This is a genomic window from Pseudomonas sp. WHRI 8519 (assembly GCF_040224055.2).
GTDB classification, from domain to species: Bacteria; Pseudomonadota; Gammaproteobacteria; order Pseudomonadales; family Pseudomonadaceae; genus Aquipseudomonas; species Aquipseudomonas putida_X.
In genome coordinates, this window is record NZ_CP167996.1 from 1,074,023 (window position 1) to 1,097,395 (window position 23,373).

Below are 23,373 nucleotides of genomic sequence, written 5' to 3' on the forward strand. Positions count from 1 at the left end.
TCACTGCACTGCCAAGGTTCAGCCGATTGCCTTGGATGCCAGCCAGAACAAGCCAGCCGCCAGGCCCATCGTCGCAGGCAGGGTCAATACCCAGGCCAGCAGGATGGTCTTCACCGTGCCGCCTTGCAGGCCACTCTTGTTGGCAACCATGGTGCCGGCCACACCGGACGACAACACATGGGTCGTCGAAACCGGCAGGGCGAACACGTTGGCCATGCCAATGGCGCAGGCTGCGGTGATCTGCGCCGACATGCCCTGGGCATAGGTCATGCCCTGTTTGCCGATCTTCTCGCCTACGGTCAGTACAACGCGTTTCCAGCCGACCATGGTGCCCAGGCCCAGCGCCAGGGCGACGGCAACGATTACCCAGAACGGGGCATATTCGGTGGTGGCGGTGAGGTCTTTGCGCAACTTGTCGAGGTCGGACTTTTCACGCGCCTCCAGCCCTGGCAGCTTGCCAACCTTCTTCGCCGTATCATCCAGGCACAGCAGGTAGCGGCGCACTTCCACGCGCTTTTCGGCGTCAAGGGCACGGTAATCGGTAACGCCCTGAAGCGAGGATTGCAATGCCGCGATGGTAGGTTCGGTCTGCTGCGGGTTGCAGCTGAACTGCTCCGGAAGGTCGCTGGCCTGCGCCTTGCCCAGTGCCAGGAACTCGCCAAGTGTGGCGGCGTTGCGCTGGTAGAACTGGCTAAGGTGCATCGTTGCGTCGCGGGTGCGTTCGATCTGGTAAGTGGTGCTGTTCAGGTCCAGTACGAACTTGGCCGGAACAATGCCGATCAGCACCAGCATGATCAGGCCGATGCCCTTCTGGCCGTCGTTGGAGCCGTGCACGAAGCTCACGCCCATGGCCGAAATCACCAGCACTAGGCGGTTCCAGAAGGGCGGGTGCTTCTTGTCGTCGAGCTTGCGGCGTTGCTCTGGTGTCTTGTGCATCTTCGACAGCGGACGCCACCATTTCAAGCCGAGCAGCAACAGCGCAGCGACAGCGAAGCCGGCCATGGGCGAAATGACCAACGACATGGCGATGTCGATCGCCTTCTGCCAGTTGACGCCGTCACCCAAGGGAATGTCGCTGATCAGGGCATTGGCCAGGCCCACGCCCAGGATCGAACCGATCAAGGTGTGCGAGCTCGAGGCCGGGATGCCGAAATACCAGGTGCCCAGGTTCCAGGTGATGGCCGCAGCCAGCAACGAGAAGACCATGGCCAGGCCATGCCCGGTGTTCACATTGATCAGCAGCTCCACCGGCAGCAGGTGAACGATGGCGTAAGCCACCCCGACACCGCCCAGCAGAACGCCAAGGAAGTTGAACACCCCGGAGAAGAACACGGCCAGGTGTGGTGGCATGGCTTTGGTATAGATGACGGTGGCTACCGCGTTGGCGGTGTCATGAAAGCCATTGATGAACTCGAATGCGAGCACGAAGGTCAGGGCAAGCAGCAGGCTCACCAATACCCAGGCATCCAGTCCGCTGAATAAATCGATCATGAAGGTTGTCTGGCGGTCATTTGGGGGGCGGGATTATGCCAGAAAACCTTTGCAATCGATGCACCCGCAGCTGACCGATGGCAGCCTTTTGCGCGCCCCCCTAGCCCGGTTACCCACGGCGTAAAGCGCAGAAATCTGCGCTAAAAATCACAAAAAACGCCGAAATCCAGGGTATTCCTGCAAAATGGACTCGTCATTCAGGATTCAAACGGCTGTATGAAATTTGTGTAATTCCATTTCATGAGTGGCTGTTCGGTAACGATCTTTGTCCCGAGCGCCGCCCCTGACCGCGAATGCGATTGCCTGCGGCAAACGGCTCAGGTGTCTTCGTTGCGCAACTCTTTCTCCATCTTTTCCAGTTCCTGGTTGAAGGCCTGGTCCTGGACCGTGGCCCGCTTGCGCCAAGGTTTGCGCTCCGGTTCCGGTTGAGCGGCGTAAGTGGTGACTTCACCACCGTAAACTTCCTTGTAACGTTCAGCCTGGCGCTCCAGTTCCGCGCGCAGTTCATCTTTCGTCACAGTAGTACCTGAATGTAAAAAGTGGCCGGTAATGCGTGCACATGCACGTTGCCCATGCACTGGGCGTGCTGGTCGTCGGATAAAGGTAGGCGGTAAGTGCCCTGCCCGAATATCGAACCGGGCCAGCCGGTTGGATTATAGCAATCGATAAAACGCCAGCCAGCGTAATTTACCCAGCGCTTACAACCCTTTGTTCAAGTTGCGGGTAATGGCTGCTTGTGCAAAGTTTGAACGGCCGGCGCATGGAAAGTTCGCTGCGGTTCGGGTGCCAGCAGGGAAATAAAAACGGCCTCGCACAAAGGCGAGGCCGTTGCCTGGGGACTTCTACGGTGGGTACCTGACCAGTCTCTCCAAAGAAGCCACAAGTGGCAGTAGAAAGGTATAAGCAAACGTGTCAGCGGTCAATTGCGATTATCGGCCGCTTGTTCGATAATCGCACGAAGCAGCGAATTTTTTGAGGTGAGCGATGAGTGACGAAATCCCGGCCAACGAATCTGCCAGCCCTGAGTCGGCACGCCAGAGCACCCCTGCCTTGGCGCCGCCAATCGTGGCCTCGCCAGCCAAGCGTATTCAGGCATTTACCGGTGATCCGGACTTCATGACCTCGCTGGCGCGGGGGCTTGCCGTGATCCAGGCATTCCAGGAGCGCAAGCGCCACCTGACCATCGCTCAGATCAGCCACCGCACCGAGATCCCGCGAGCGGCGGTGCGTCGTTGTCTGCATACCTTGATCAAGCTCGGCTACGCCACGACCGACGGGCGGACCTATTCGCTGCTGCCCAAGGTGCTGACGCTTGGCCATGCCTACCTTTCGTCGACGCCCCTGGCGGTGTCCGCCCAGCCCTATCTGGACCGCATCAGCGATCAGTTGCACGAAGCGGCCAACATGGCCACCCTCGAGGGCGACGACATCCTTTATATAGCCCGTTCGGCCACTGTCGAGCGGCTGATATCGGTCGATCTGTCGGTCGGTGGACGGCTGCCGGCCTACTGCACGTCGATGGGCCGCATCCTCTTGGCCGCGATGGATGACACCAGCTTGCGCGAGTACCTCGACCGCGCCGACCTCAAGGCCCGAACCAGCCGTACCTTGCATGATCCGGAGTCGCTGTTCGCGTGCATCCAGCAGGTGCGTGAGCAGGGCTGGTGCGTGGTCGACCAGGAACTGGAGCAGGGCCTGCGTTCGATCGCCGTACCGATTTACGATGCTTCCGGGCAAGTGCTTGCGGCGTTGAATGTCAGCACCCATGTGGGGCGTGTGAGCCGAAGCGAACTGGAGCAGCGCTTCTTGCCGATCCTGTTGGCGTCCAGTCGCGATCTTTGCCACCAGTTGTTTGGTTGAAACAACCCCCGCCCAACGCGCCGCTGTGCACTGTTATCGAACATGCCAACCGTTTCCTGTTCGATAAACGCACAGTGTCGCTCTGGACGAATTGCGCGCCCTGCATTGGCTGATTAATGTCTCCCGCAGCGGTCGGCTGTGCCGACCGAACAAGAAAAACACAAGAGGCGCACATCATGACCACTGTCACTTCGCTGCTGCGGCCGCACCCGTACGCAGTTGTGTTGTATCCAGGCTGACTCAGGCCGAACTCCCTCGACTTTGAACCCTGTACCTGTCGCCCTCGTGCAGTGGCTCGACTGTGCTCAATTTCTGGATAACAACAATGAACAAGCCACAACCTGTCGGGAACTGCCTCGACGTTCAGTCCTTCATAAATGAACAACCGCTGTCGCGCTATCAGTGGCGTGTAGTGATCCTTTGCTTCCTGATTGTCTTCCTCGATGGTCTGGACACGGCGGCCATGGGCTTCATCGCTCCGGCATTGTCCCAGGAGTGGGGCATCGACCGCGCCAGCCTTGGCCCGGTGATGAGCGCCGCCTTGATCGGGATGGTGTTCGGCGCCTTGGGTTCAGGGCCGCTGGCCGACCGCTTTGGCCGCAAGGTCGTGCTGGTGGGTGCGGTATTGGTGTTCGGTGGTTTCAGCCTGGCCTCGGCCTACGCCAGCAACGTCGACCAGTTGCTGATGCTGCGCTTTCTGACCGGCCTCGGCCTGGGCGCCGGCATGCCCAATGCCACCACGCTGCTTTCCGAATACACCCCGGAGCGCCTCAAGTCACTGTTGGTGACCAGCATGTTCTGCGGTTTCAACCTGGGCATGGCCGGTGGTGGGTTCATCTCCGCGAAGATGATCCCGGCCTACGGCTGGCATAGCCTGCTGGTAGTGGGTGGTGTGCTGCCACTGCTGCTGGTTGTGGTGTTGATGGTCTGGCTGCCTGAGTCGGCACGCTTCCTGGTGGTGCGCAACCGCGGTACCGACAAGGTGCGCAAGACCCTGGCGCCGATCGCACCGGCCGTTGTCGCGCAGGCCGGCAGCTTCAGTGTGCCGGAACAGAAGGTTGTAGCGGCGCGCAACGTGTTCGCAGTGATCTTCTCCGGCACCTATGGCCTGGGCACGATGCTGCTGTGGCTGACCTACTTCATGGGCCTGGTCATCGTCTACCTGCTCACCAGCTGGCTGCCGACGCTGATGCGTGACAGCGGCGCAAGCATGGAGCAGGCTGCGTTCATCGGCGCGCTGTTCCAGTTCGGTGGTGTACTCAGCGCCGTGGCAGTAGGCTGGGCCATGGACCGTTTCAACCCGCACAAGGTCATCGGTATCTTCTACTTGCTGGCAGGCGTGTTCGCTTATGCAGTAGGGCAGAGCCTGGGCAACATTACCGTGCTTGCCACGCTGGTGCTGGTAGCCGGGATGTGTGTGAACGGCGCGCAATCGGCCATGCCTTCGCTGGCGGCGCGGTTCTATCCGACCCAGGCACGTGCCACCGGTGTTTCCTGGATGCTCGGTATCGGCCGCTTTGGCGCGATTCTCGGCGCCTGGAGTGGCGCGACCCTGCTTGGCCTGGGCTGGAACTTCGAGCAGGTGCTGACGGCGCTGCTGGTGCCAGCTGCACTTGCGACGGTAGGCGTGATCGTGAAAGGCCTGGTAAGCCACGCCGACGCGACCTGAGCCTGCGCTAGCGGGCCGCGTTGCGGCCCCCACAACAGAGGGTGGGTTGGGTGACAAAATGTTCGATAACCGCACTGATAGTCGATTATCGGATTGTCAGCGACCCACCACTCTCCTTAATCTGGGCTCAACGTAGCACCCTGAACCGAGGTCCAGCGGGGTGCGCCTGCGTGACTTTGAACCCCGCACCGCCGAGGCCCGTGGCCCACTGGCAGGAGAAGCTTGATGCGCGACGTATTTATCTGTGACGCTATTCGCACCCCGATCGGCCGCTTCGGCGGCGCCCTCGCTGGCGTGCGTGCCGATGATCTGGCCGCTGTACCGCTCAAGGCGCTGATCGAGCGCAACCCGGGTGTGAAGTGGGATCAGGTCGACGAAGTGTTCTTTGGCTGTGCCAACCAGGCCGGTGAAGATAACCGCAACGTGGCACGCATGGCCCTGCTGCTGGCGGGCCTTCCCGAGACTATCCCGGGCGTGACCCTGAACCGCCTTTGCGCCTCGGGTATGGACGCCATCGGTACTGCATTCCGTGCCATCGCCAGCGGCGAGATGGAGCTGGCCATTGCCGGCGGTGTCGAGTCCATGTCGCGCGCGCCGTTTGTCATGGGCAAAGCCGAGAGCGCTTACTCGCGCAACATGAAGCTTGAGGACACCACCATCGGTTGGCGCTTCATCAACCCGTTGATGAAGAGCCAGTACGGTGTGGATTCCATGCCTGAAACCGCTGATAACGTCGCAGACGATTACCAGGTTTCGCGTGCCGATCAGGATGCATTCGCCCTGCGCAGCCAGCAGAAGGCCGCTGCAGCCCAGGCGGCGGGCTTCTTCGCCGAAGAAATCGTGCCTGTGCGTATCGCCCACAAGAAGGGCGAAACCATCGTCGAGCGCGACGAGCACCTGCGCCCGGAAACCACCCTCGAGGCACTGACCAAGCTCAAGCCGGTCAACGGCCCGGACAAGACCGTCACCGCTGGTAATGCCTCGGGCGTCAACGACGGTGCTGCTGCACTGATCCTGGCCTCGGCTGAGGCGGTGAAGAAGCACGGCCTGACCCCGCGTGCCCGTGTTCTGGGCATGGCCAGCGGCGGTGTGGCGCCTCGGGTGATGGGCATCGGCCCGGTACCCGCAGTGCGCAAGCTGACCGAGCGCCTGGGTGTGGCCATGAGCGATTTCGACGTCATCGAGCTCAACGAAGCCTTCGCCAGCCAAGGCCTGGCGGTGCTGCGTGAGCTGGGTGTGGCCGATGATGCACCGCAGGTGAACCCTAACGGCGGTGCCATTGCCCTGGGCCACCCGCTGGGCATGAGCGGTGCGCGCCTGGTACTGACTGCGCTGCATCAGCTGGAAAAAAGCGGCGGGCGCAAGGGCTTGGCGACCATGTGTGTCGGTGTTGGCCAAGGCCTGGCGCTGGCCATCGAGCGGGTTTGACCTGTTCCGGCCCCTTCGCGGGCCAAGCCCATTCTCACAGGGGACCACGCCTCCCTCGTGAGGGCGGGCTTGGCCCGCGAAGGGGCCGGACTTATGCGACACAAGGCCAATAGCCAGCCCGGAAGCGGAACGAGTGTGTTACTAAGTATGTCTAGACCTACCTAGGACACTCCAGGAGTAAAGCCGTCATGACCTCAACCTACTACACCGGTGAAGAGCGCAGCAAGCGCATCTTCGCCATCGTCGGTGCCTCTTCAGGCAACCTGGTGGAATGGTTCGACTTCTATGTCTACGCCTTCTGTGCAATCTATTTTGCCCCGGCGTTCTTCCCTTCTGACGACCCCACCGTTCAATTGCTCAATACCGCGGGTGTGTTCGCCGCTGGCTTCTTGATGCGGCCTATCGGTGGCTGGATCTTCGGTCGCCTGGCGGACCGCCATGGCCGCAAGAATTCCCTGATGATCTCGGTGCTGATGATGTGTTTCGGCTCCTTGATGATTGCCTGTTTACCGACCTACTCGAGCATTGGCACCTGGGCTCCGGCATTGCTGCTGCTCGCCCGTTTGATTCAGGGCCTGTCGGTCGGCGGCGAGTACGGCACCACCGCGACCTACATGAGTGAGGTGGCGCTGCGTGGCCAGCGCGGTTTCTTCGCATCGTTCCAGTACGTCACGCTGATCGGTGGCCAACTGCTTGCCGTGCTGGTGGTGGTGATCCTTCAACAATTGCTGACCGAAGAAGAATTGCGTGCCTGGGGCTGGCGCATCCCGTTCGTGGTCGGCTCCATCGCCGCGCTGATCTCGCTGATGCTGCGTCGCTCGCTGCACGAGACCAGCAACGCCGAAACCCGCAAGGACAAGGACGCAGGTTCCATCAAAGGCCTGTTCCGCAACCACACGGCGGCCTTCATCACCGTGCTCGGCTATACCGCCGGTGGCTCGCTGATCTTCTATACCTTCACGACGTACATGCAGAAGTACCTGGTCAACACCGCGGGCATGAGCGCCAAGAGCGCCAGCTTCGTGATGACCGGTGCCTTGTTCCTGTACATGGTGATGCAGCCGTTCTTCGGCATGCTTTCCGACCGTATCGGCCGACGTAATTCGATGCTGCTGTTCGGTGCCTTGGGCACGCTGTTCACCGTGCCGTTGCTGATGGCGCTGAAAACCGTCAGCAGCCCGTTCATGGCCTTCGTGCTGGTGACCCTGGCACTGTGCATCGTCAGTTTCTACACCTCGATCAGTGGCCTGGTGAAGGCCGAGATGTTCCCGCCGCAGGTGCGTGCGCTGGGTGTGGGCCTGGCTTACGCGGTAGCCAACGCGATGTTCGGCGGCTCGGCCGAGTACGTGGCCCTGGGCTTGAAAAGCCTCGGGATGGAGAACACCTTTTACTGGTACGTGACGGCGATGATGGCCATCGCGTTCCTGTTCAGCCTGCGTCTGCCGAAACAGGCGGCGTATCTGCACCATGATGATTAAGGACGTTGCATGAGCAACCTACTGTTCGACGCCTATTTCACCGCCCCGGCCATGCGCGAGATCTTCTCTGACCGCGGCCGCCTGCAAGGCATGCTCGATTTCGAAGCTGCCCTGGCCCGTGCCGAGGCCGCTGCTGGCCTGGTGCCGCTCAGCGCGGTTGCGGCCATCGAGACAGCCTGCCAGGCCGAGCGCTATGACGTTCGTGCGCTTGCCGATGCCATCGCCACGGCAGGCAACTCGGCAATCCCGCTGGTCAAGGCGCTGGGCAAGGTGGTCGCCAGTGGTGTTCCCGAGGCCGAGCGCTATGTGCACTTGGGCGCCACCAGCCAGGATGCGATGGACACCGGGCTGGTGCTGCAGTTGCGTGATGCACTGGCGCTGATCGAGGCCGACCTCGCCACGCTGGCCGAAACCTTGTCGCGCCAGGCCCTGCAGCACGCCGACACACCACTGGTGGGGCGTACCTGGCTGCAGCACGCCACCCCGGTGACCCTGGGCATGAAACTGGCCGGCATCCTGGGCGCCGTTACGCGCCACCGTCAACGGCTGCAGGAGCTGCGTCCGCGCTTGCTGGTACTGCAGTTCGGTGGCGCCTCCGGCAGCCTGGCGGCCTTGGGCAGCAAAGCGATGCCGGTCGCCGAGGGCCTGGCTGCACAGTTGAAACTGACTTTGCCCGAGCAACCCTGGCACACCCAGCGCGACCGCCTGGTGGAATTCGCCTCGGTGCTGGGCCTTGTGGCCGGTAGCCTGGGCAAGCTGGGCCGCGATGTCAGCCTGCTGATGCAGACCGAGGCGGGTGAGGTGTTCGAGCCTTCCGCGCCTGGCAAGGGTGGGTCGTCGACCATGCCGCACAAGCGCAACCCGGTGGGCGCTGCTGTCCTGATCGGTGCTGCCACCCGGGTTCCGGGGCTGCTATCGACGCTTTACGCAGCCATGCCCCAGGAGCACGAGCGCAGCCTCGGCCTGTGGCATGCCGAGTGGGAAACACTGCCGGAGATCTGCTGCCTGGTTTCAGGCGCCTTGCGCCAGGCCCAGGTGATCGTCGAAGGCATGGAGGTGGACGCCGAGCGCATGCGCCGTAACCTCGACCTGACCCAGGGCCTGGTGCTGGCCGAGGCGGTGAGCATCGTTCTGGCCCAGCGCCTTGGCCGCGACCGCGCCCATCACTTGCTCGAGCAATGCTGCCAGCGCGCAGTCGCCGAACAGCGCCATTTGCGCGCTGTGCTGGGCGACGAGCCGCAGGTGACTGCCGAACTGACCGAACAGGAACTCGACCGTCTGCTCGACCCTGCCCATTACCTTGGTCAGGCCCGCGTCTGGGTGGCGCGCGCCGTGGCTGAACATCAACGTTTCACTGCCTGAAGGAGACCGCTGTGGCGCATTTGCAACTGGCCGATGGCGTACTGAACTATCGACTCGATGGCCCGGATGATGCCCCGGTGCTGGTGCTGTCCAACTCCCTGGGGACCGACCTGGGCATGTGGGACAGCCAGATTCCGCTGTGGAGCGAGCATTTCCGTGTACTGCGTTACGACACCCGCGGTCACGGCGCTTCGCTGGTCACCGAGGGCCCCTACAGCATCGAGCAACTGGGCGGTGATGTACTGGCGCTGCTCGATGCGCTGGATATCGCCCATGCCCACTTCGTTGGCCTGTCCATGGGTGGCCTGATCGGCCAGTGGCTGGGGATCAATGCAGGCGAGCGCCTGCACAGCCTGACCCTGTGCAATACCGCTGCCAAGATCGCCAATGACGAGGTGTGGAATACCCGCATCGACATGGTGCTCAAAGGCGGGCAGCAAGCCATGGCCGACCTGCGCGACGCCTCGATCGCTCGCTGGTTCACCCCCGCTTTTGCCCAGGCTCAACCTGAGCAGGCGCAGCGCATCTGCCAGATGCTCGCGCAGACCTCTCCACAGGGCTATGCCGCCAACTGCGCGGCAGTACGCGATGCCGACTACCGTGAGCAACTCGGCCGTATCCAGGTGCCTACGCTGGTTGTCGCCGGTACCGAGGACGTGGTGACCACGCCGGAACATGGCCGCTTCATGCAGGCCGCGATCATCGGTGCCACCTATGCCGAATTCCCGGCAGCGCACTTGTCCAACGTCGAGATCGGCGAGGCGTTCAGCCTTCGCGTACTTGACTTCCTGCTGGCTCGCTGAGGACTCTGCCATGGATGAGAAACAACGCTACGACGCCGGCATGCAAGTACGCCGCGCGGTACTGGGCGATGCCCATGTGGATCGCAGCCTGGAAAAACTCAACGACTTCAATGGCGAGTTCCAGGAAATGATCACTCGCCATGCCTGGGGTGATATCTGGACCCGCCCGGGCCTGCCAGGGCATACGCGCAGCCTGATCACCATCGCGATGCTGATCGGCATGAACCGCAACGATGAGCTCAGGTTGCACCTGCGCGCGGCGGCCAACAACGGTGTGACCCGTGATGAGATCAAGGAAGTGCTGATGCAGAGCGCTATCTACTGTGGTATCCCGGCGGCCAATGCCACCTTCCACCTGGCAGAGTCGGTGTGGGATGAGCTGGGTGTAGAGTCTCGTCAACAGCCGTGAAGCTCACGCCTGTAGGGGCGGCCTTGGGTCGCGCCTACACAGAGCGCAGCGCCACCGGCCCGGCATTGGCCTCTACAGCCTGCTTGAGCGCCGGGCACATGCCCAGCATGAATGCCGCTTCTGCCACCACGAACAGCGGCCCTATGATCAGCCCACTGATATCGTCGACGAAGGCAGGCTTGCGGCCTTCGTAGTAATGCCCGACGAACTGGATGATCCAGCCCAGCACGAACGCTCCTGCCCCGGCACTGAGCCACAGCGCGGTGCTTTGCAGCGCCAATGCCTGGCCAACCCATAGGCACAGCCCCAGCAGCAAGCCCATCACCAAGCCGAAACGCAGGTCCAGGCGCAGGTAGAACCACACCGACGCCGCAGCGGCCAGCAGGGCAGGGGACAGCCACACCCCGGCCACGTCCCAGCCTGGGCGCGACAGCAGGATGGTCACTGCCAGCACGATCAGCGGAATGCCGACGAAGTGGGTAGCGATATTGCGTGGGTCGCGGTGGTAGCTTGCGTACTGGCTCAGGTGTTCGACGAGGTTTTTCATTGTCGTTCCTCCCTCGGTGGCCTGCCTGCATGGGGTAGCCTGTGCCGCCGTGGTGGGGCACAGGCCACTCATGATGCTCAGGATAGCCTGTGGCGCACCACCATCATCAGCTTAGCGAATGGTGGCACTGCGCATGGCTGATGGCCGGGGGATCACAACAGGTTCAACGGGTAGCTGACGATCAACCGGTTCTCATCGAACGCGTTGGTGCTGAAGTCCCTGCGCATGGTGGAGTTGCGCCATTTCACCGAAAGATCCTTGAATGACCCCGACTGCACCACGTAGGCCAGTTCGGTTTCCCGCGCCCATTCCTTGCCGTCGTCGATGCTGCCAGAGGTGACATTGTCACCTTTGATGTAGCGGTTCATCAGGGTCAGGCCCGGAATACCGACGCTGACGAAGTTGAAGTCATGGCGCACCTGCCAAGACCGTTCCTTGGCATTGTCGAAGCTGGAGTTGTAGCTGTCGTTGGCCAGGGTGCCACCGCTGGTGCCGTTGACCCGCAACCAGGCATCGTCGCCACTGACTTTCTGCAGGCCGACGTAGAAGGTGTTGCCCTTGTAGCGTGCAGAGAGCATCGCCGAGGCAGTGCGGTTGTCGAGCTGGCCTGCACGTTCGGCGCCGTCTTCCTTGCCGATGAAGTAGCCGAGGTTGGCGCCCAGGGTCCATTCGCCCAGCGGCTGGCTATGTACCAGGTTGATGTATTGCTGACGGTAGATGTCCTTGAGCTGGGCATCCCACACGCCGATCATCGTGCGCTTGTCGTTGAAGGTGTATTCGCCACCGCCAAAGTTGAAACGATCGGAGGTGAACGCCGCTCGTCCGTTGAGCGACATGTCTTCCATGCTTGCGTCGTTGCGTGGGCTGTTGGCGCGGAACTGACCTGCGTACAGGGTCAGGCCCTCGATCTCTTTCGAGGTGAGCTGGCCGCCACGGAAGGTCTGCGGCAGCGACCGGCCGTCATCCGAGCGCAGGATCGGCAGCACGGGCATCCATTCGCCTACTTTCAGCTCGGTCTGCGACAGCTTGGCTTTCAGCGCAACGCCCAGGCGGCCGAAGTCGTCGGCAGGCCGGCCGTCATCGTGGACCGGTAGCAGGTGGGTGTTGGTGGTGCCTTTGCCGCCGTCGAGCTTGACCGAGTACATGCCCAGCACATCCACGCCGAAGCCTACGACGCCCTGAGTGAAGCCGGAGCGGGCATCGAGGATGAAACTCTGCGTCCATTCCTCGCCCTTGGCTTGGGAGTGCGCCGGGTCGACGAAGTTGCGGTTGATGTAAAAGTTGCGCAGGTTGAGGGTGGCCTTGGCGTCCTCCATGAAACCGCCTTCGGCGGCCAATGCGGGGAGGGCGCAGTAGATGGCCAACAGGCCGGGCAGCAGCTGGCGTGCGGGGTGCGAAATGCTCATCTGTCGTGGATCTCTTGTTTTTATTGGCGAACCGGTGCGCTGCAGCGTGCGGCCTGCAGGGCGGGTCTTTTCTGTCAAATTGGCAACGTGTTGCTGGGGAGGATGGTGCGGGGGAGGGCAGCGGTGAGGCAATTCGCCGCAAGCGGAAGCGGGCGATAATCGAACGGAATGTTCCAGGTGGTTAATTATTTGTCAGGCAGCGTGGTGATGTATAAACATCCCTGGCAGTCATGGCAGCCAGTAAGCGTTTTCAGGGCTGCTACGCACCCGTCGCTGGCAAGCCACACACAGAGTTCTGGGGTGCACCTCAGATAGCGGACATCCCTCCATCTTTTGGGGTACAGCCCAAATCTCTGTGGGAGCCGGCTTGCCGGCGATGGGCCGCAAAGCGGCCCCAATACGCCGGACTGACTGGCAGCACCGCCAGGGATGGGCTTGGTGCTTTCAACCCGAGCACTCAGCTCTTCGGTATTGCCGCCGATGCCTGCTGATTGGCCTGGCCAGTCTTCTCATACCAGCCACCGCCGAGCGCTTTATACAGGTTGACCTCGCTGGTCAGCTGCGACAGGCGATCGGTGATCAGTGACTGCTGTGCACTGAACAGGTTGCGCTGGGCATCGAGGAAGGTCAGGTTGCTGTCGATGCCGATGCGGTAACGGCGTTCGGCCAGGCGGTAGTAATCCTGGTTCGCTTGCACCAGGTCACGTTGCGCCTGCAACTGCTCTTCGAAGGTCTTGCGCGCCGCCAGGCCATCGGAGACTTCCTGGAAGGCGGTCTGGATGGTCTTTTCATACTTGGCGACGTTGATGTCCTTCTGGATCTTCGAATAGTCCAGGCTGGCCTTCAGGCTGCCGGCGTTGAAGATCGGCAGGTTGATCTGCGGCTGGAACAGCCAGGTCCCCGAACCACCCTTGAACAGCCCGTCCATGTCCGGGCTCAGGGTGCCCGCGTTGGCGGTCAGGCTGATGCTCGGGAAGAACGCTGCGCGCGCTGCGCCAATGTTGGCATTGGCGGCCTTGAGCAGGTGTTCGGCTTCCTGAATGTCCGGGCGGCGCTGAAGAAGGTCCGACGGCAGGCCAGCCGGCACTTCCGCCAGCTGGTCGGCATCGAGCCCCAGCGGCTTGGGCAGGTCGGCCGGGATGCCGGTACCCACCAGCACAGCCAGGCTGTTGAGGTCCTGGGCTACCAGGCGCTGGTATTGCGAGTACTTGACCCGTGCCCCTTCCACAGCGGTGCGCGCCTGGCTGAGGTCGAGCGCCGACGCCACACCGACTTCGTTGCTGCGGCGGGTCAGGTTGTAGCTTTCTTCGTAGGTCTTGAGCGTTTCTTCGGTCAGCTTGAACAGCGCCTGGTCGGCCTGCCAGGTGTAGTAGGCGTTGGCCACGCTGGCCACCAGGGCGATCTGCGTGGAGCGCCGCGCCTGCTCACTGGACAGGTAGGTTTCCAGAGCCTGCTCGGTCAGGCTGCGTACGCGGCCGAACAGGTCCAGCTCATAGGCGCTGACACCCAGGGTGGCCGAGTACTGGCTGGTGATGTTGGCTTCGCCGGTGGTCGACAGGTCAGCCGGGACGCGCTGGCGGCTGCCGCTGCCAGTGGCCGAAACCGCCGGGAACAGGTCAGCGCGCTGGATGCGGTACTGCGCACGGTAGGCATCGAGGTTCAGCGCCGCCACGCGCAGGTCGCGGTTGTTGACCAGCGAAGTCTGGATCAACTGCTGCAGTGCTGGGTCGTGGAAGAACTGGCGCCAGCCCTGTTCGGCGGCGGCCACATCGGCCGACTCGGTCGGCGAGTACGCAGGGCCTTGCGGCCACTGCGCAGCCACCGGTGCTTCCGGGGTCTGGTAGTCAGGGATCAGCGAGCAGCCGCCGAGAATGAAAGCGGTTACCGCAAGGGACAACAAAGACTTGGTCATTGCCCAGCCTCATAACGTGGAGTTTCAGGGGTGGCGTCCTTTTCCGGCTTTTTGCTGCCGAACAGCGACGACACTGCGACGAAGAACAGCGGTACCCAGAAGATGGCCAGCACGGTCGCACTGATCATGCCGCCAATTACCCCAGTACCGATGGCATGCTGGCTGCCCGCGCCCGCGCCGCTGGAAATGGTCAACGGTACCACGCCCAGGATGAATGCCAGCGAGGTCATGATGATCGGGCGAAGACGCATGCGGCATGCCTCGATCGCTGCGTCAAACAGGCTCTTGCCTTGCTCGTGCAGTTCCTTGGCGAATTCCACGATCAGGATCGCGTTCTTCGCCGCCAGGCCGATGGTAGTCAGCAGGCCGACCAGGAAGTACACGTCATTGGACAGGCCGCGCAGGCTGGTGGCGATCAGCGCACCGATGATGCCCAGTGGAACGACAAGCACGACGGCGATCGGGATCGACCAGCTTTCATACAGTGCAGCCAGGCACAGGAACACGAACAGGATCGAGAGGGCGAACAGTGCCGGCATCTGCGAGCCGGAGAGCTTTTCCTCGTAGGACATGCCGGTCCAGGAGTAGCCGATACCGTCCGGCAGTTCGCCAGCGATACGTTCCACCTCGGCCATGGCTTCACCGGTACTGTAGCCTGGGGCCGGGGCACCGAGGATTTCCATCGCCTCGACGCCGTTGTAGCGCGAGAGCTTGGGCGAACCGTAGGTCCACTCGCCGGTGGCGAAGGACGAGAACGGCACCATCTCGCCTTCGCCGTTGCGCACGTACCACTTCTGCAGGTCTTCCGGGCTCATCCGGGCGTTCGCTTCGCCCTGGATGTACACCTTCTTGACCCGGCCGCGGTCGATGAAGTCGTTGACGTAGCTGGCACCCAAGGCAATCGACAGGGTGTTGTTGATGTCGGAGATGGTCACGCCCAGTGCGCTGGCACGTTCGTCATCGATGGTCAGCTGGTACTGCGGCTCATCGTTCAGGCCGTTCGGGCGCACGCCGCTGAGCACCTTGCTCTGGCCAGCCTTGGCCAGGAACTGGTTGCGCGCTTCCATCAGTTTTGCATGGCCGACGCCCCCACGGTCCTGAAGGAATACGTCGAAGCCGGTGGCGTTACCCAGTTCCATTACCGCAGGCGGCGCGAAGGCGAACACCATCGCATCACGGAAGCTGAAGAAGTGCTGCTGGGCACGCTCGGCCAGGCCGAACACGCTGTTCTCCTTGGTGCGCTCGTCCCATGGCTTGAGCATGATGAACGCCATGCCCGAGCTTTGCCCGCGACCGGCAAAGTTGAAGCCGTTGACGGTGAACACCGACGACACGGTATCGGCTTCGTCCTTGAGCAGGTAATCACGCATGTTGTCGATCACCACCTGGGTGCGCTCGGCACTGGAACCGGCCGGGGTCTGTACCTGGGCGAACAGTACGCCCTGGTCTTCCTCTGGCAGGAACGCGGTAGGGATGCGGGTGAACAGCCAGATCATGCCGACGACAATCAAGACATAGCCCAGCAGGAACGGCACCTTGTTGCGCAGGATGGTGCCCACGCTGCGCTCGTAGCCGTTCACGCCGCGGTCGAAGTTACGGTTGAACCAGCCGAAGAAGCCACCTTTGGCTACATGGTGCTCGCCCTTTTTGAGTGGCTTGAGCATGGTGGCGCACAGGGCCGGGGTGAAGATCAGCGCCACCAGCACCGACAGGCCCATGGCCGAGACGATGGTGATGGAGAATTGCCGGTAGATCACCCCCGTGGAGCCACCGAAGAAGGCCATCGGCAGCAGTACTGCCGACAGTACCAGGGCGATGCCCACCAGCGCGCCCTGGATCTGCTCCATCGACCGCTTGGTTGCCTCTTTGGGCGGCAAGCCTTCCTCGGACATGACCCGTTCGACGTTCTCCACCACGACGATGGCGTCGTCCACCAACAAGCCAATGGCCAGAACCATGGCGAACATGGTCAGGGTGTTGATGCTGAAGCCCGCTGCGGCAAGGATGCCGAAGGTGCCCAGCAATACCACCGGTACGGTCATGGTGGTAATGATGGTGGCGCGGAAGTTCTGCAGGAACAGGTACATCACCAGGAATACCAGGACCACGGCTTCGATCAGGGTGTGGATAACCCCGCTGATCGATTCGGTGACCACCGGTGTGGTGTCATACGGGAATACCGCTTTCACCCCTGGCGGGAAGAACGGCTCCAGCTCGCTGATGGTGTTGCGCAAGGCCGTGGCGGTATCCAGGGCGTTGGCACCGGTTGCCAGCTTGACCGCAAGGCCCGAGGCCGGCTTGCCGTTGAACTGGGCGCTGATGGCGTAGTTTTCGCCACCCAGGCCGACCTGGGCAACATCACTCAGGCGAACCTGCGAACCGTCGCTGTTGACCTTGAGCAGGATCTTCTCGAACTGCTCGGCGGTCTGCAGGCGGGTCTTGCCGATGATGGTGGCGTTCAGCTGGGTGCCCGGCATGGCAGGCAGGCCACCGAGCTGGCCGGAGGAGACCTGCACGTTCTGCGCGGCGACCGCGTTCTTGACGTCGACCGGGGTCAGCTGGAATTTGTTCAGCTTGGCCGGATCGAGCCAGATACGCATTGCGTACTGTGCACCGAATACCTGGAAGTCACCCACACCTGCCGTACGCGAAATCGAGTCCTGCATGTTGGAAACGATGTAGTTGGCAAGGTCATCCTTGGTCATGGTGCCGTCTTCTGACACCAGGCCGATCACCATCAGGAAGTTCTTCACTGCCTTGGTGACGCGGATACCTTGCTGCTGCACTTCCTGCGGCAGCAGTGGGGTGGCCAGGTTCAGCTTGTTCTGTACCTGAACCTGCGCGGTATCAGGGTTGGTGCCCTGCTCGAAGGTGGCGGTGATGGTCATGCTGCCGTCGGAGTTGCTTTCCGAGGACACATAACGCAGGTTGTCGATGCCGTTGAGCTGCTGCTCGATCACCTGCACCACGGTGTCCTGCACGGTTTGCGCCGAGGCGCCCGGGTAGGTCACGGAGATGGCGATGGCCGGCGGCGCGATGCTCGGGTACTGGTTGATCGGCAGCTTCAGGATCGACAAAGCGCCGACGAGCATGATCACCAAGGCGATCACCCAGGCGAAGATCGGGCGATCGATAAAGAACTTCGACATGGTTTACTCCGCTTTGGCGTCTGCTTTGGCCGAGCTGGCCTGATCAGGGCTGCCCGGTTTCTTGACGTTGGTGGCATCGCCGACCTTGACCTCGACACCTGGGCGCACGTACTGCAGGCCTTCGGTGATCAGGCGGTCGCCCGGGTTCAGGCCTTCTTCGATCAGCCAATCGCTGCCCAGGGTGCGGCTGGCCTTGAGCTGGCGCAGTTCGACCTTGTTCTCCTGGTTGACTACCAGCGCAGTCGGTTCACCCTTGAGGTCACGGGTCACGCCTTGCTGCGGGGCCAGGATGGCATTGCTGTTGACCCCGGCCTTGAGCCGCGCGTGCACGAACATGCCGGGCAGCAGGGTGTGGTCAGGGTTGGGGAAGATGGCGCGCAGCGTCACCGAACCTGTGGTCTCGTCGACCGCCACTTCGGAGAACTCCAGGCGACCTTCCTGCTTGAACAGGCTGCCGTCTTCAAGCACCAACTGGACGGAGGCGGCGTTGTCGCCGGACTTCTGCAGCTGGCCACTTTCCAGGTCACGACGCAGTTTGAGCAACTCGGCGGTGGACTGCGTGACATCGACGTAGATCGGGTCGAGTTGCTGGATGGTAGCCATGGCATTGGTCTGGCCATTGCTCACCAGCGCACCTTCGGTGAACGACGAGCGACCGATACGGCCACTGATCGGCGCCAGTACCTTGGTATAGCGCAGATCGATCTGGGCGCTCTTGAGCGCGGCCTCGGCCTGCAATCGTTTGGCATTGGCGTCGTCGTATTCCTGCTTGGACACCGCCTGTTCGTCGATCAGCTGCTTGTAGCGCTCGGCCAGCGAGCGGGTGGCCTGCAGGTTGGCCTGGGCGTTGGCCAAGGTCGCCTCGTAGACGGCAGGGTCGATCTGGTACAGCTGCTGACCGGCCTTGACGTCGCTGCCTTCCTTGAACAGGCGCTTGAGAATGATGCCATTGACCTGTGGGCGCACTTCGGCAACGCGATAGGCGCTGGTGCGCCCCGGCAGCTCGGAGGTCAAGGTGAAGGCCTGGGGCTGGATTGTCACGACGCCGACCAGAGGAGCCTGTGCTGCGGGCGCGGCTTCTTCTTTCTTACAGCCACTTAGCAGAGTTGCCAGGGCGACGGCGGAAACCAGAGCGGTAACGGCTGGCTTGAATTGCATGAGGATCCTCGGGTCGCTAGAGCAGGGAGACGCTCAAGAGTAATGGAAGAGTCTTGTCAGAAAAAATGCTATCAGGTTGGATAAATAGCTTACTAACGAATATACTTACATTCATGGTTGTTTGTAAATACCATAGGGTGGTACTTGGCTACTATCCGGCCCCTTGATTAGCCCATCCGGAGGCGCCCTTCAGAGGTGACCCCGGCGGATTCCCCACCGGCAGCGTGCCTGTGGGCCCAGATGAGGTTGTACTGCCATGGTCCGTCGAACCAAAGAAGAAGCCCAGGAAACCCGAACTCAGATCATCGAGGCGGCGGAAAAGGCTTTCTACAAGCGTGGGGTTGCACGAACCACCCTTGCTGACATCGCCGAGCTGGCGGGCGTGACCCGCGGTGCCATCTACTGGCATTTCAACAACAAGGCGGAGTTGGTGCAGGCGCTGCTCGACAGCCTGCACGAAACCCATGACCACTTGGCGCGCGCCAGTGAAAGCGAGGACGAGCTGGACCCTCTTGGCTGCATGCGCAAGCTGCTGTTGCAAGTGTTCAACGAGCTGGTGCTCGACGCCCGGACCCGGCGTATCAATGAGATCTTGCATCACAAGTGCGAGTTCACCGATGACATGTGTGAAATTCGCCAGCAGCGCCAAGGCGCGGTGCTGGATTGCCACGAAGGCATTACCTTGGCGTTGGCCAATGCCGTACGCCGTGAACAGTTGCCGGCCGGGCTGGATGTGGAGCGAGCGGCCGTGGCCCTGTTTGCCTATGTCGATGGCCTGATCGGGCGCTGGTTGCTCCTGCCAGACAGCTTCGATCTGTTGCGCGATGCCGATCAATGGGTGGACACCGGGCTGGATATGCTGCGCTGGAGCCCGGCGTTGCGCAAATGACACTTTGTTAAGGAGTGTGAGGGAGTGTTTTCCCTGAGTATTAAGGGATGATTAATACCTTCAAGGTGTGCCCCTAGCGTCCACGCAACTGCCGGTCTGGCAATGCCACCGCCGCGATCAGCCCGAGCATCGCCACTGCGGCGCTGCCCAGCAGCAGGTACCTGAAGGTTTGCAGTAATCGTGCCTGGGTTGCTGGGTCCGCTTCGCCTGCCTGCAGGCTCCCCAGCAACGGATTACCCAGCAACTCGAACCCACCCTGATGCAGCAATGCCAGCAGTACGCTGGACATGCATGCCACGCCCATCGCGCCGCCCAATGAGCGGAACAGGTTGGTCGTGCTGGTGGCCACGCCGATGTCCTTGCTGTCCACGGCGCTCTGTGTGCCTACCAGCGATGTCGGGAACTGCAGCCCGCAGGCGATCCCCGTGAACAACATGAAGAGCGCGCTGAGTACGCCCGACTGTGGTGGGGTGATGGCCATGGCGAAGATTGCCACCGGCATCAGCAACGCACCGGCGAGGATCTGCGGCTTGTAGCGGCCAGTGAAGCTGGTCATGCGCCCGCCGGTGAATGCACCGATAGGCAAGCCGATGGCCAAAGGCAGCAGGTGTAGCGCCGCGCTGTCGGCCCCGGCCCCGGTGATGCCCTGGTAACGCAGGGGCATCAGCATGGTCAGAGAGATCGATTGGAAGCTGGCGAAGAAAATCACCGCCCAGCACAGCACGGCAACCCGGTTGCCGAACAGCCCCAGTGGCAGCAATGGCTCCTGGCAGCGACGTTCATGCCCGATGAACAAGGCCGCGCCAAGCCCGGCGCAGGCGAACAGGGCCACCACGGCGGGCGCAGTCCAGGCATGGCCCTGGCCGACCAGGGTAATGCCCAGCAGCAGGCTGCCCAGGCCAAGGATCAACAAAACCGCCCCCACATAGTCCACCTGGGCCCGCCGCCGTTGCACGGGTATGCCCCGTAGGGCGCGGTGGAGGGCCCAGAGGGCGACCATGCCCAAGGGCAGGTTGATCCAGAACACCCAGCGCCACGACAGGTATTCGGTCAGCCAGCCACCTAGCACCGGCCCTGCCACACTCGCTGCGGCATACATGCTGCTGAAATAGCCCTGGTAGCGCCCACGCTCGCGCGGCGGCACGAAGTCGCCGATGATCGCCTGGCTCACCGAGACCATTCCGCCCGCACCGATGCCTTGCAGTACGCGCGCCAGCACCAGTTGCTGCATGTCTTGGGCCAGGGCGCAGGCGATGGAGGCCAGGGTGAACAGACTGATGCCGGTAAGGATCATGCGCCGGCGCCCATACAGGTCCCCTAGCTTGCCGTAGATCGGCACCGCCACGGTCATCGCCACCATGTAGCCCGAAATCACCCAGGCCAGCAGCCCGACGTCATTGAACTGCGCCGAAATGGCGGGCAGTGAGACGGCGACGATGGTCTGGTCCAGGGCGCCAAGGAAAATGGCCAGCATCAACGCGTTGAGCACGTTACGCAGGCCAGCAGGAGGCAGGGCGGCGGTCACGGGGGTACCTTGTTTGAAGGACGGCGGTGGCTTGGCCGGCCCGCGAAACGGGTCGGCATCAAGTGTGCAATCAAGTGTGCAATTGTAACCCGACTTAGGTAGCTACCTATCCACTATCTGCATCGCCTATGCAAGATCGGCATTGGCGCATTCATCCAGTGCTGCATGGCCGCGTGATATCGTGCATAGGCCGCAGAGCCTTGAAACCTTGGGCTGCACCAGCGTGGTGCAACATTATGTCGCAGGTTTCCAGTGCCGCTGTTTCCCACACCTTTTATTCCTCTGCCTGCATGTCGAGCATGACCGCCCAGATGGCGACGGTTGGAACAGGTCAGGTAGACCCGATTCAGGGGGCGGTAGCAACCGTTCATTTTTACGTATAAGCGGAGTGATCATGCCCAAGGCTTCCCATCAAGATCTGCGTTTTGCCTTCCGCGAGCTGCTCGCTTCAGGTTCCTGCTATCACACGGCGTCCGTGTTCGACCCGATGTCGGCGCGTATCGCCGCTGACTTGGGCTTTGAAGTCGGCATTCTCGGCGGCTCGGTCGCCTCGCTGCAGGTGCTGGCCGCACCAGACTTCGCCCTTATCACGCTGAGTGAGTTCGTCGAGCAGGCTACCCGCATCGGCCGGGTGGCCCAGCTGCCGGTGCTCGCCGATGCCGACCACGGTTATGGCAATGCGCTGAACGTCATGCGCACGGTCGTCGAACTGGAACGCGCCGGTGTGGCTGCGCTGACGATCGAAGACACGCTGCTGCCGGCCCAGTTCGGGCGCAAGTCCACCGACCTGATCCCGGTCGAGGAGGGCGTTGGCAAGATCCGTGCGGCGCTGGAGGCACGGGTAGACGCGTCGCTGTCGATCATTGCCCGGACCAACGCCGGTGTGCTCAGTACCGAAGAAATCATCGTGCGCACACAGAGCTACCAGAAGGCCGGTGCCGACGCCATCTGCATGGTGGGTGTCAAAGACTTCGAGCAACTGGAGCAGATTGCCGAGCACCTGAGCGTGCCGCTGATGCTGGTGACCTATGCCAACCCGAACCTGCACGACGATGAGCGCCTGGCGCGCCTTGGCGTGCGGATCGTGGTCGATGGCCATGCCGCCTATTTTGCCGCGATCAAGGCCACTTATGACTGCCTGCGCCTGCAGCGCGGTCGGCAGAACAAGTCGGAAAACCTCACCGCCACCGAGCTGTCGCACACCTACACCCAGCCTGAGGACTACATCCGCTGGGCCAAGGAATACATGAGCGTCGACGAGTGACCGGCATGGCGCCGTTCCGTTTGGCGGGCGGCGCTCAACGGGCAAGCACCCTAGGGCATTCGTTGGCCGGTGCTTGCCGATACTGCCGCGCTTCGGGCCCAGCCGTTCAGCGGTTGGCGCGCGCTTGCAGCCAAGCCATCAACTCGACCAGCCCAGGCGGCACATTCCTGGCCTGACAGGCCAGGTAATAGCCTTTGCCGGTCATCACCTTGAGCCCGAACGGCATGCACAGCCTGCCGCTTTTCAGGTCGTCACCTATCAGCGCCCAATCACCTATGGCCACCCCGGTGCCCTGGGAGGCCATTGCCATGGCCATGTCCAAGGTTTCGAAATGCTGCCTGGGCCCTTGAGTGTCGAAGGCGACCCCAGCGGCTTGTAGCCATAGGCGCCAGTCATGTTCATCACGCGAGGGGTGCAGCAGCATGTGGCGCTGAAGGTCCCCAACCTCTTTCAGTGGCACCGGCCCTGCCAGTAACGAGGGGGCGCATACCGGCGTGAGCTGTTCATCGAACAGCTTGCACACCTGCAGCCCATGGTTCGGCGCATCGCCGTAGACGACCGCTGCATCGAACCCTTCACGACGAAAATCCACGCCATGCTGCACTGTGGTGGTCAGCTCCACAGGCACATCCGGGCGCAGCGCCTGCCATTCCATCAGGCGCGGCAGCAACCAGCGCATCACGCAGGTCGGCGCCTTGAGCTGGAGGGTCGCGCTGCGCCCGCCCACTTCCCGCACGCCCTGATCGATCAAGGCAAATACCTGCTGCACGCGCGGCAGCCAGTCTTGCCCTTCACGGGTCAGGCTCAGGCCACGGGCCTGGCGCTGGAACAAGGCGTACCCCAGGTGCTCTTCGAGCCCAGCGATCTGCCGGCTGACGGCGCCCTGGGTGATATGCAACTGCTGTGCGGCACGGGTGAAGTTGCAGTGCTGGGCGGTGATCAGGAAGGTGTGCAGGGAGGAAAGCGGTGGTAGGCGTTTCATCGCTCAAGCCATGATTTAAAGACATGGCTAGTATGTTTTTT

At 62.1% G+C, this 23,373-nt stretch carries 17 protein-coding genes and 1 pseudogene; 9 read left to right on the top strand and 9 right to left on the bottom strand.

Annotation, left to right across the window (positions count from 1 at the left end; all coding sequences use genetic code 11):
- Positions 1-18: 18 nt before the first annotated feature.
- Positions 19-1,491, bottom strand: a complete 1,473-nt coding sequence (locus ABRP30_RS04955) for an inorganic phosphate transporter (RefSeq protein ID WP_241804778.1) — start codon at positions 1,489-1,491, stop codon at positions 19-21.
- A 317-nt stretch (positions 1,492-1,808) separates the two neighbouring features.
- Entirely contained in the window at positions 1,809-2,009 is a 201-nt protein-coding gene (locus tag ABRP30_RS04960) for a hypothetical protein (protein ID WP_012312935.1), read from the bottom strand.
- Between the two features lie 516 nt (positions 2,010-2,525).
- Here ABRP30_RS04960 and pcaR point away from each other — a divergent pair.
- The 7 genes and pseudogenes from pcaR to pcaC form a co-directional block, all read left to right on the top strand.
- Positions 2,526-3,351 (top strand): annotated as a pseudogene (gene pcaR / locus ABRP30_RS04965) (pca regulon transcriptional regulator PcaR); the annotation flags it as partial.
- A gap of 325 nt (positions 3,352-3,676) precedes the next feature.
- Positions 3,677-5,020: an MFS transporter gene (locus ABRP30_RS04970; RefSeq protein ID WP_349976188.1), complete on the top strand. Its 1,344-nt coding sequence runs from the start codon at positions 3,677-3,679 to the stop codon at positions 5,018-5,020.
- 222 nt (positions 5,021-5,242) lie between these two features.
- Positions 5,243-6,448: a 3-oxoadipyl-CoA thiolase gene (gene pcaF / locus ABRP30_RS04975; protein WP_267821246.1), complete on the top strand. Its 1,206-nt coding sequence runs from the start codon at positions 5,243-5,245 to the stop codon at positions 6,446-6,448.
- Between the two features lie 188 nt (positions 6,449-6,636).
- Entirely contained in the window at positions 6,637-7,926 is a 1,290-nt protein-coding gene (locus ABRP30_RS04980; RefSeq protein ID WP_267821248.1) for an MFS family transporter, read from the top strand.
- 9 nt (positions 7,927-7,935) lie between these two features.
- Positions 7,936-9,288: a 3-carboxy-cis,cis-muconate cycloisomerase gene (locus ABRP30_RS04985; protein ID WP_267821250.1), complete on the top strand. Its 1,353-nt coding sequence runs from the start codon at positions 7,936-7,938 to the stop codon at positions 9,286-9,288.
- Positions 9,289-9,299: 11 nt separating this feature from the next.
- Positions 9,300-10,091, top strand: a complete 792-nt coding sequence (gene pcaD / locus ABRP30_RS04990; protein WP_241804784.1) for a 3-oxoadipate enol-lactonase — start codon at positions 9,300-9,302, stop codon at positions 10,089-10,091.
- A gap of 10 nt (positions 10,092-10,101) precedes the next feature.
- Positions 10,102-10,500, top strand: coding sequence for a 4-carboxymuconolactone decarboxylase (gene pcaC / locus ABRP30_RS04995; protein ID WP_349976189.1), 399 nt, complete (start codon positions 10,102-10,104; stop codon positions 10,498-10,500).
- Positions 10,501-10,534: 34 nt separating this feature from the next.
- On the opposite strand, the gene ABRP30_RS05000 is transcribed toward pcaC, so the two are convergent.
- From ABRP30_RS05000 to ttgA, 5 genes are all read right to left on the bottom strand, one after another.
- Complete coding sequence (locus ABRP30_RS05000) at positions 10,535-11,047, bottom strand: DUF962 domain-containing protein (protein ID WP_241804786.1); 513 nt, start codon at positions 11,045-11,047, stop codon at positions 10,535-10,537.
- A gap of 152 nt (positions 11,048-11,199) precedes the next feature.
- Complete coding sequence (locus ABRP30_RS05005) at positions 11,200-12,453, bottom strand: OprD family porin (protein WP_349976190.1); 1,254 nt, start codon at positions 12,451-12,453, stop codon at positions 11,200-11,202.
- 457 nt (positions 12,454-12,910) lie between these two features.
- A complete protein-coding gene (locus ABRP30_RS05010; RefSeq protein ID WP_349976191.1) occupies positions 12,911-14,365 on the bottom strand; it encodes an AdeC/AdeK/OprM family multidrug efflux complex outer membrane factor in 1,455 nt (484 codons plus the stop codon).
- The gene (gene ttgB / locus ABRP30_RS05015; protein ID WP_267821260.1) at positions 14,362-17,514 is read right to left on the bottom strand and encodes a multidrug efflux RND transporter permease subunit TtgB; all 3,153 of its coding nucleotides are present in this window, start codon (positions 17,512-17,514) and stop codon (positions 14,362-14,364) included. The genes ABRP30_RS05010 and ttgB overlap by 4 nt, the downstream gene beginning before the upstream one ends.
- 3 nt (positions 17,515-17,517) lie before the next feature.
- Positions 17,518-18,672: a toluene efflux RND transporter periplasmic adaptor subunit TtgA gene (gene ttgA, locus ABRP30_RS05020; RefSeq protein WP_267821263.1), complete on the bottom strand. Its 1,155-nt coding sequence runs from the start codon at positions 18,670-18,672 to the stop codon at positions 17,518-17,520.
- Positions 18,673-18,928: 256 nt separating this feature from the next.
- On the opposite strand from ttgA, the gene ABRP30_RS05025 reads away from it, so the two are divergent.
- The gene (locus tag ABRP30_RS05025; RefSeq protein WP_267821265.1) at positions 18,929-19,561 is read left to right on the top strand and encodes a TetR family transcriptional regulator; all 633 of its coding nucleotides are present in this window, start codon (positions 18,929-18,931) and stop codon (positions 19,559-19,561) included.
- Positions 19,562-19,634: 73 nt separating this feature from the next.
- Here ABRP30_RS05025 and ABRP30_RS05030 read toward each other — a convergent pair whose 3' ends face one another.
- The gene (locus ABRP30_RS05030; RefSeq protein WP_267821267.1) at positions 19,635-21,086 is read right to left on the bottom strand and encodes an MDR family MFS transporter; all 1,452 of its coding nucleotides are present in this window, start codon (positions 21,084-21,086) and stop codon (positions 19,635-19,637) included.
- Between the two features lie 394 nt (positions 21,087-21,480).
- On the opposite strand from ABRP30_RS05030, the gene ABRP30_RS05035 reads away from it, so the two are divergent.
- Positions 21,481-22,350: an oxaloacetate decarboxylase gene (locus ABRP30_RS05035; RefSeq protein ID WP_241804793.1), complete on the top strand. Its 870-nt coding sequence runs from the start codon at positions 21,481-21,483 to the stop codon at positions 22,348-22,350.
- Between the two features lie 106 nt (positions 22,351-22,456).
- Here the strand turns inward: ABRP30_RS05035 and ABRP30_RS05040 are convergent, their stop codons facing one another.
- Entirely contained in the window at positions 22,457-23,332 is an 876-nt protein-coding gene (locus ABRP30_RS05040) for a LysR substrate-binding domain-containing protein (protein ID WP_349976193.1), read from the bottom strand.
- Positions 23,333-23,373: the final 41 nt, after the last annotated feature.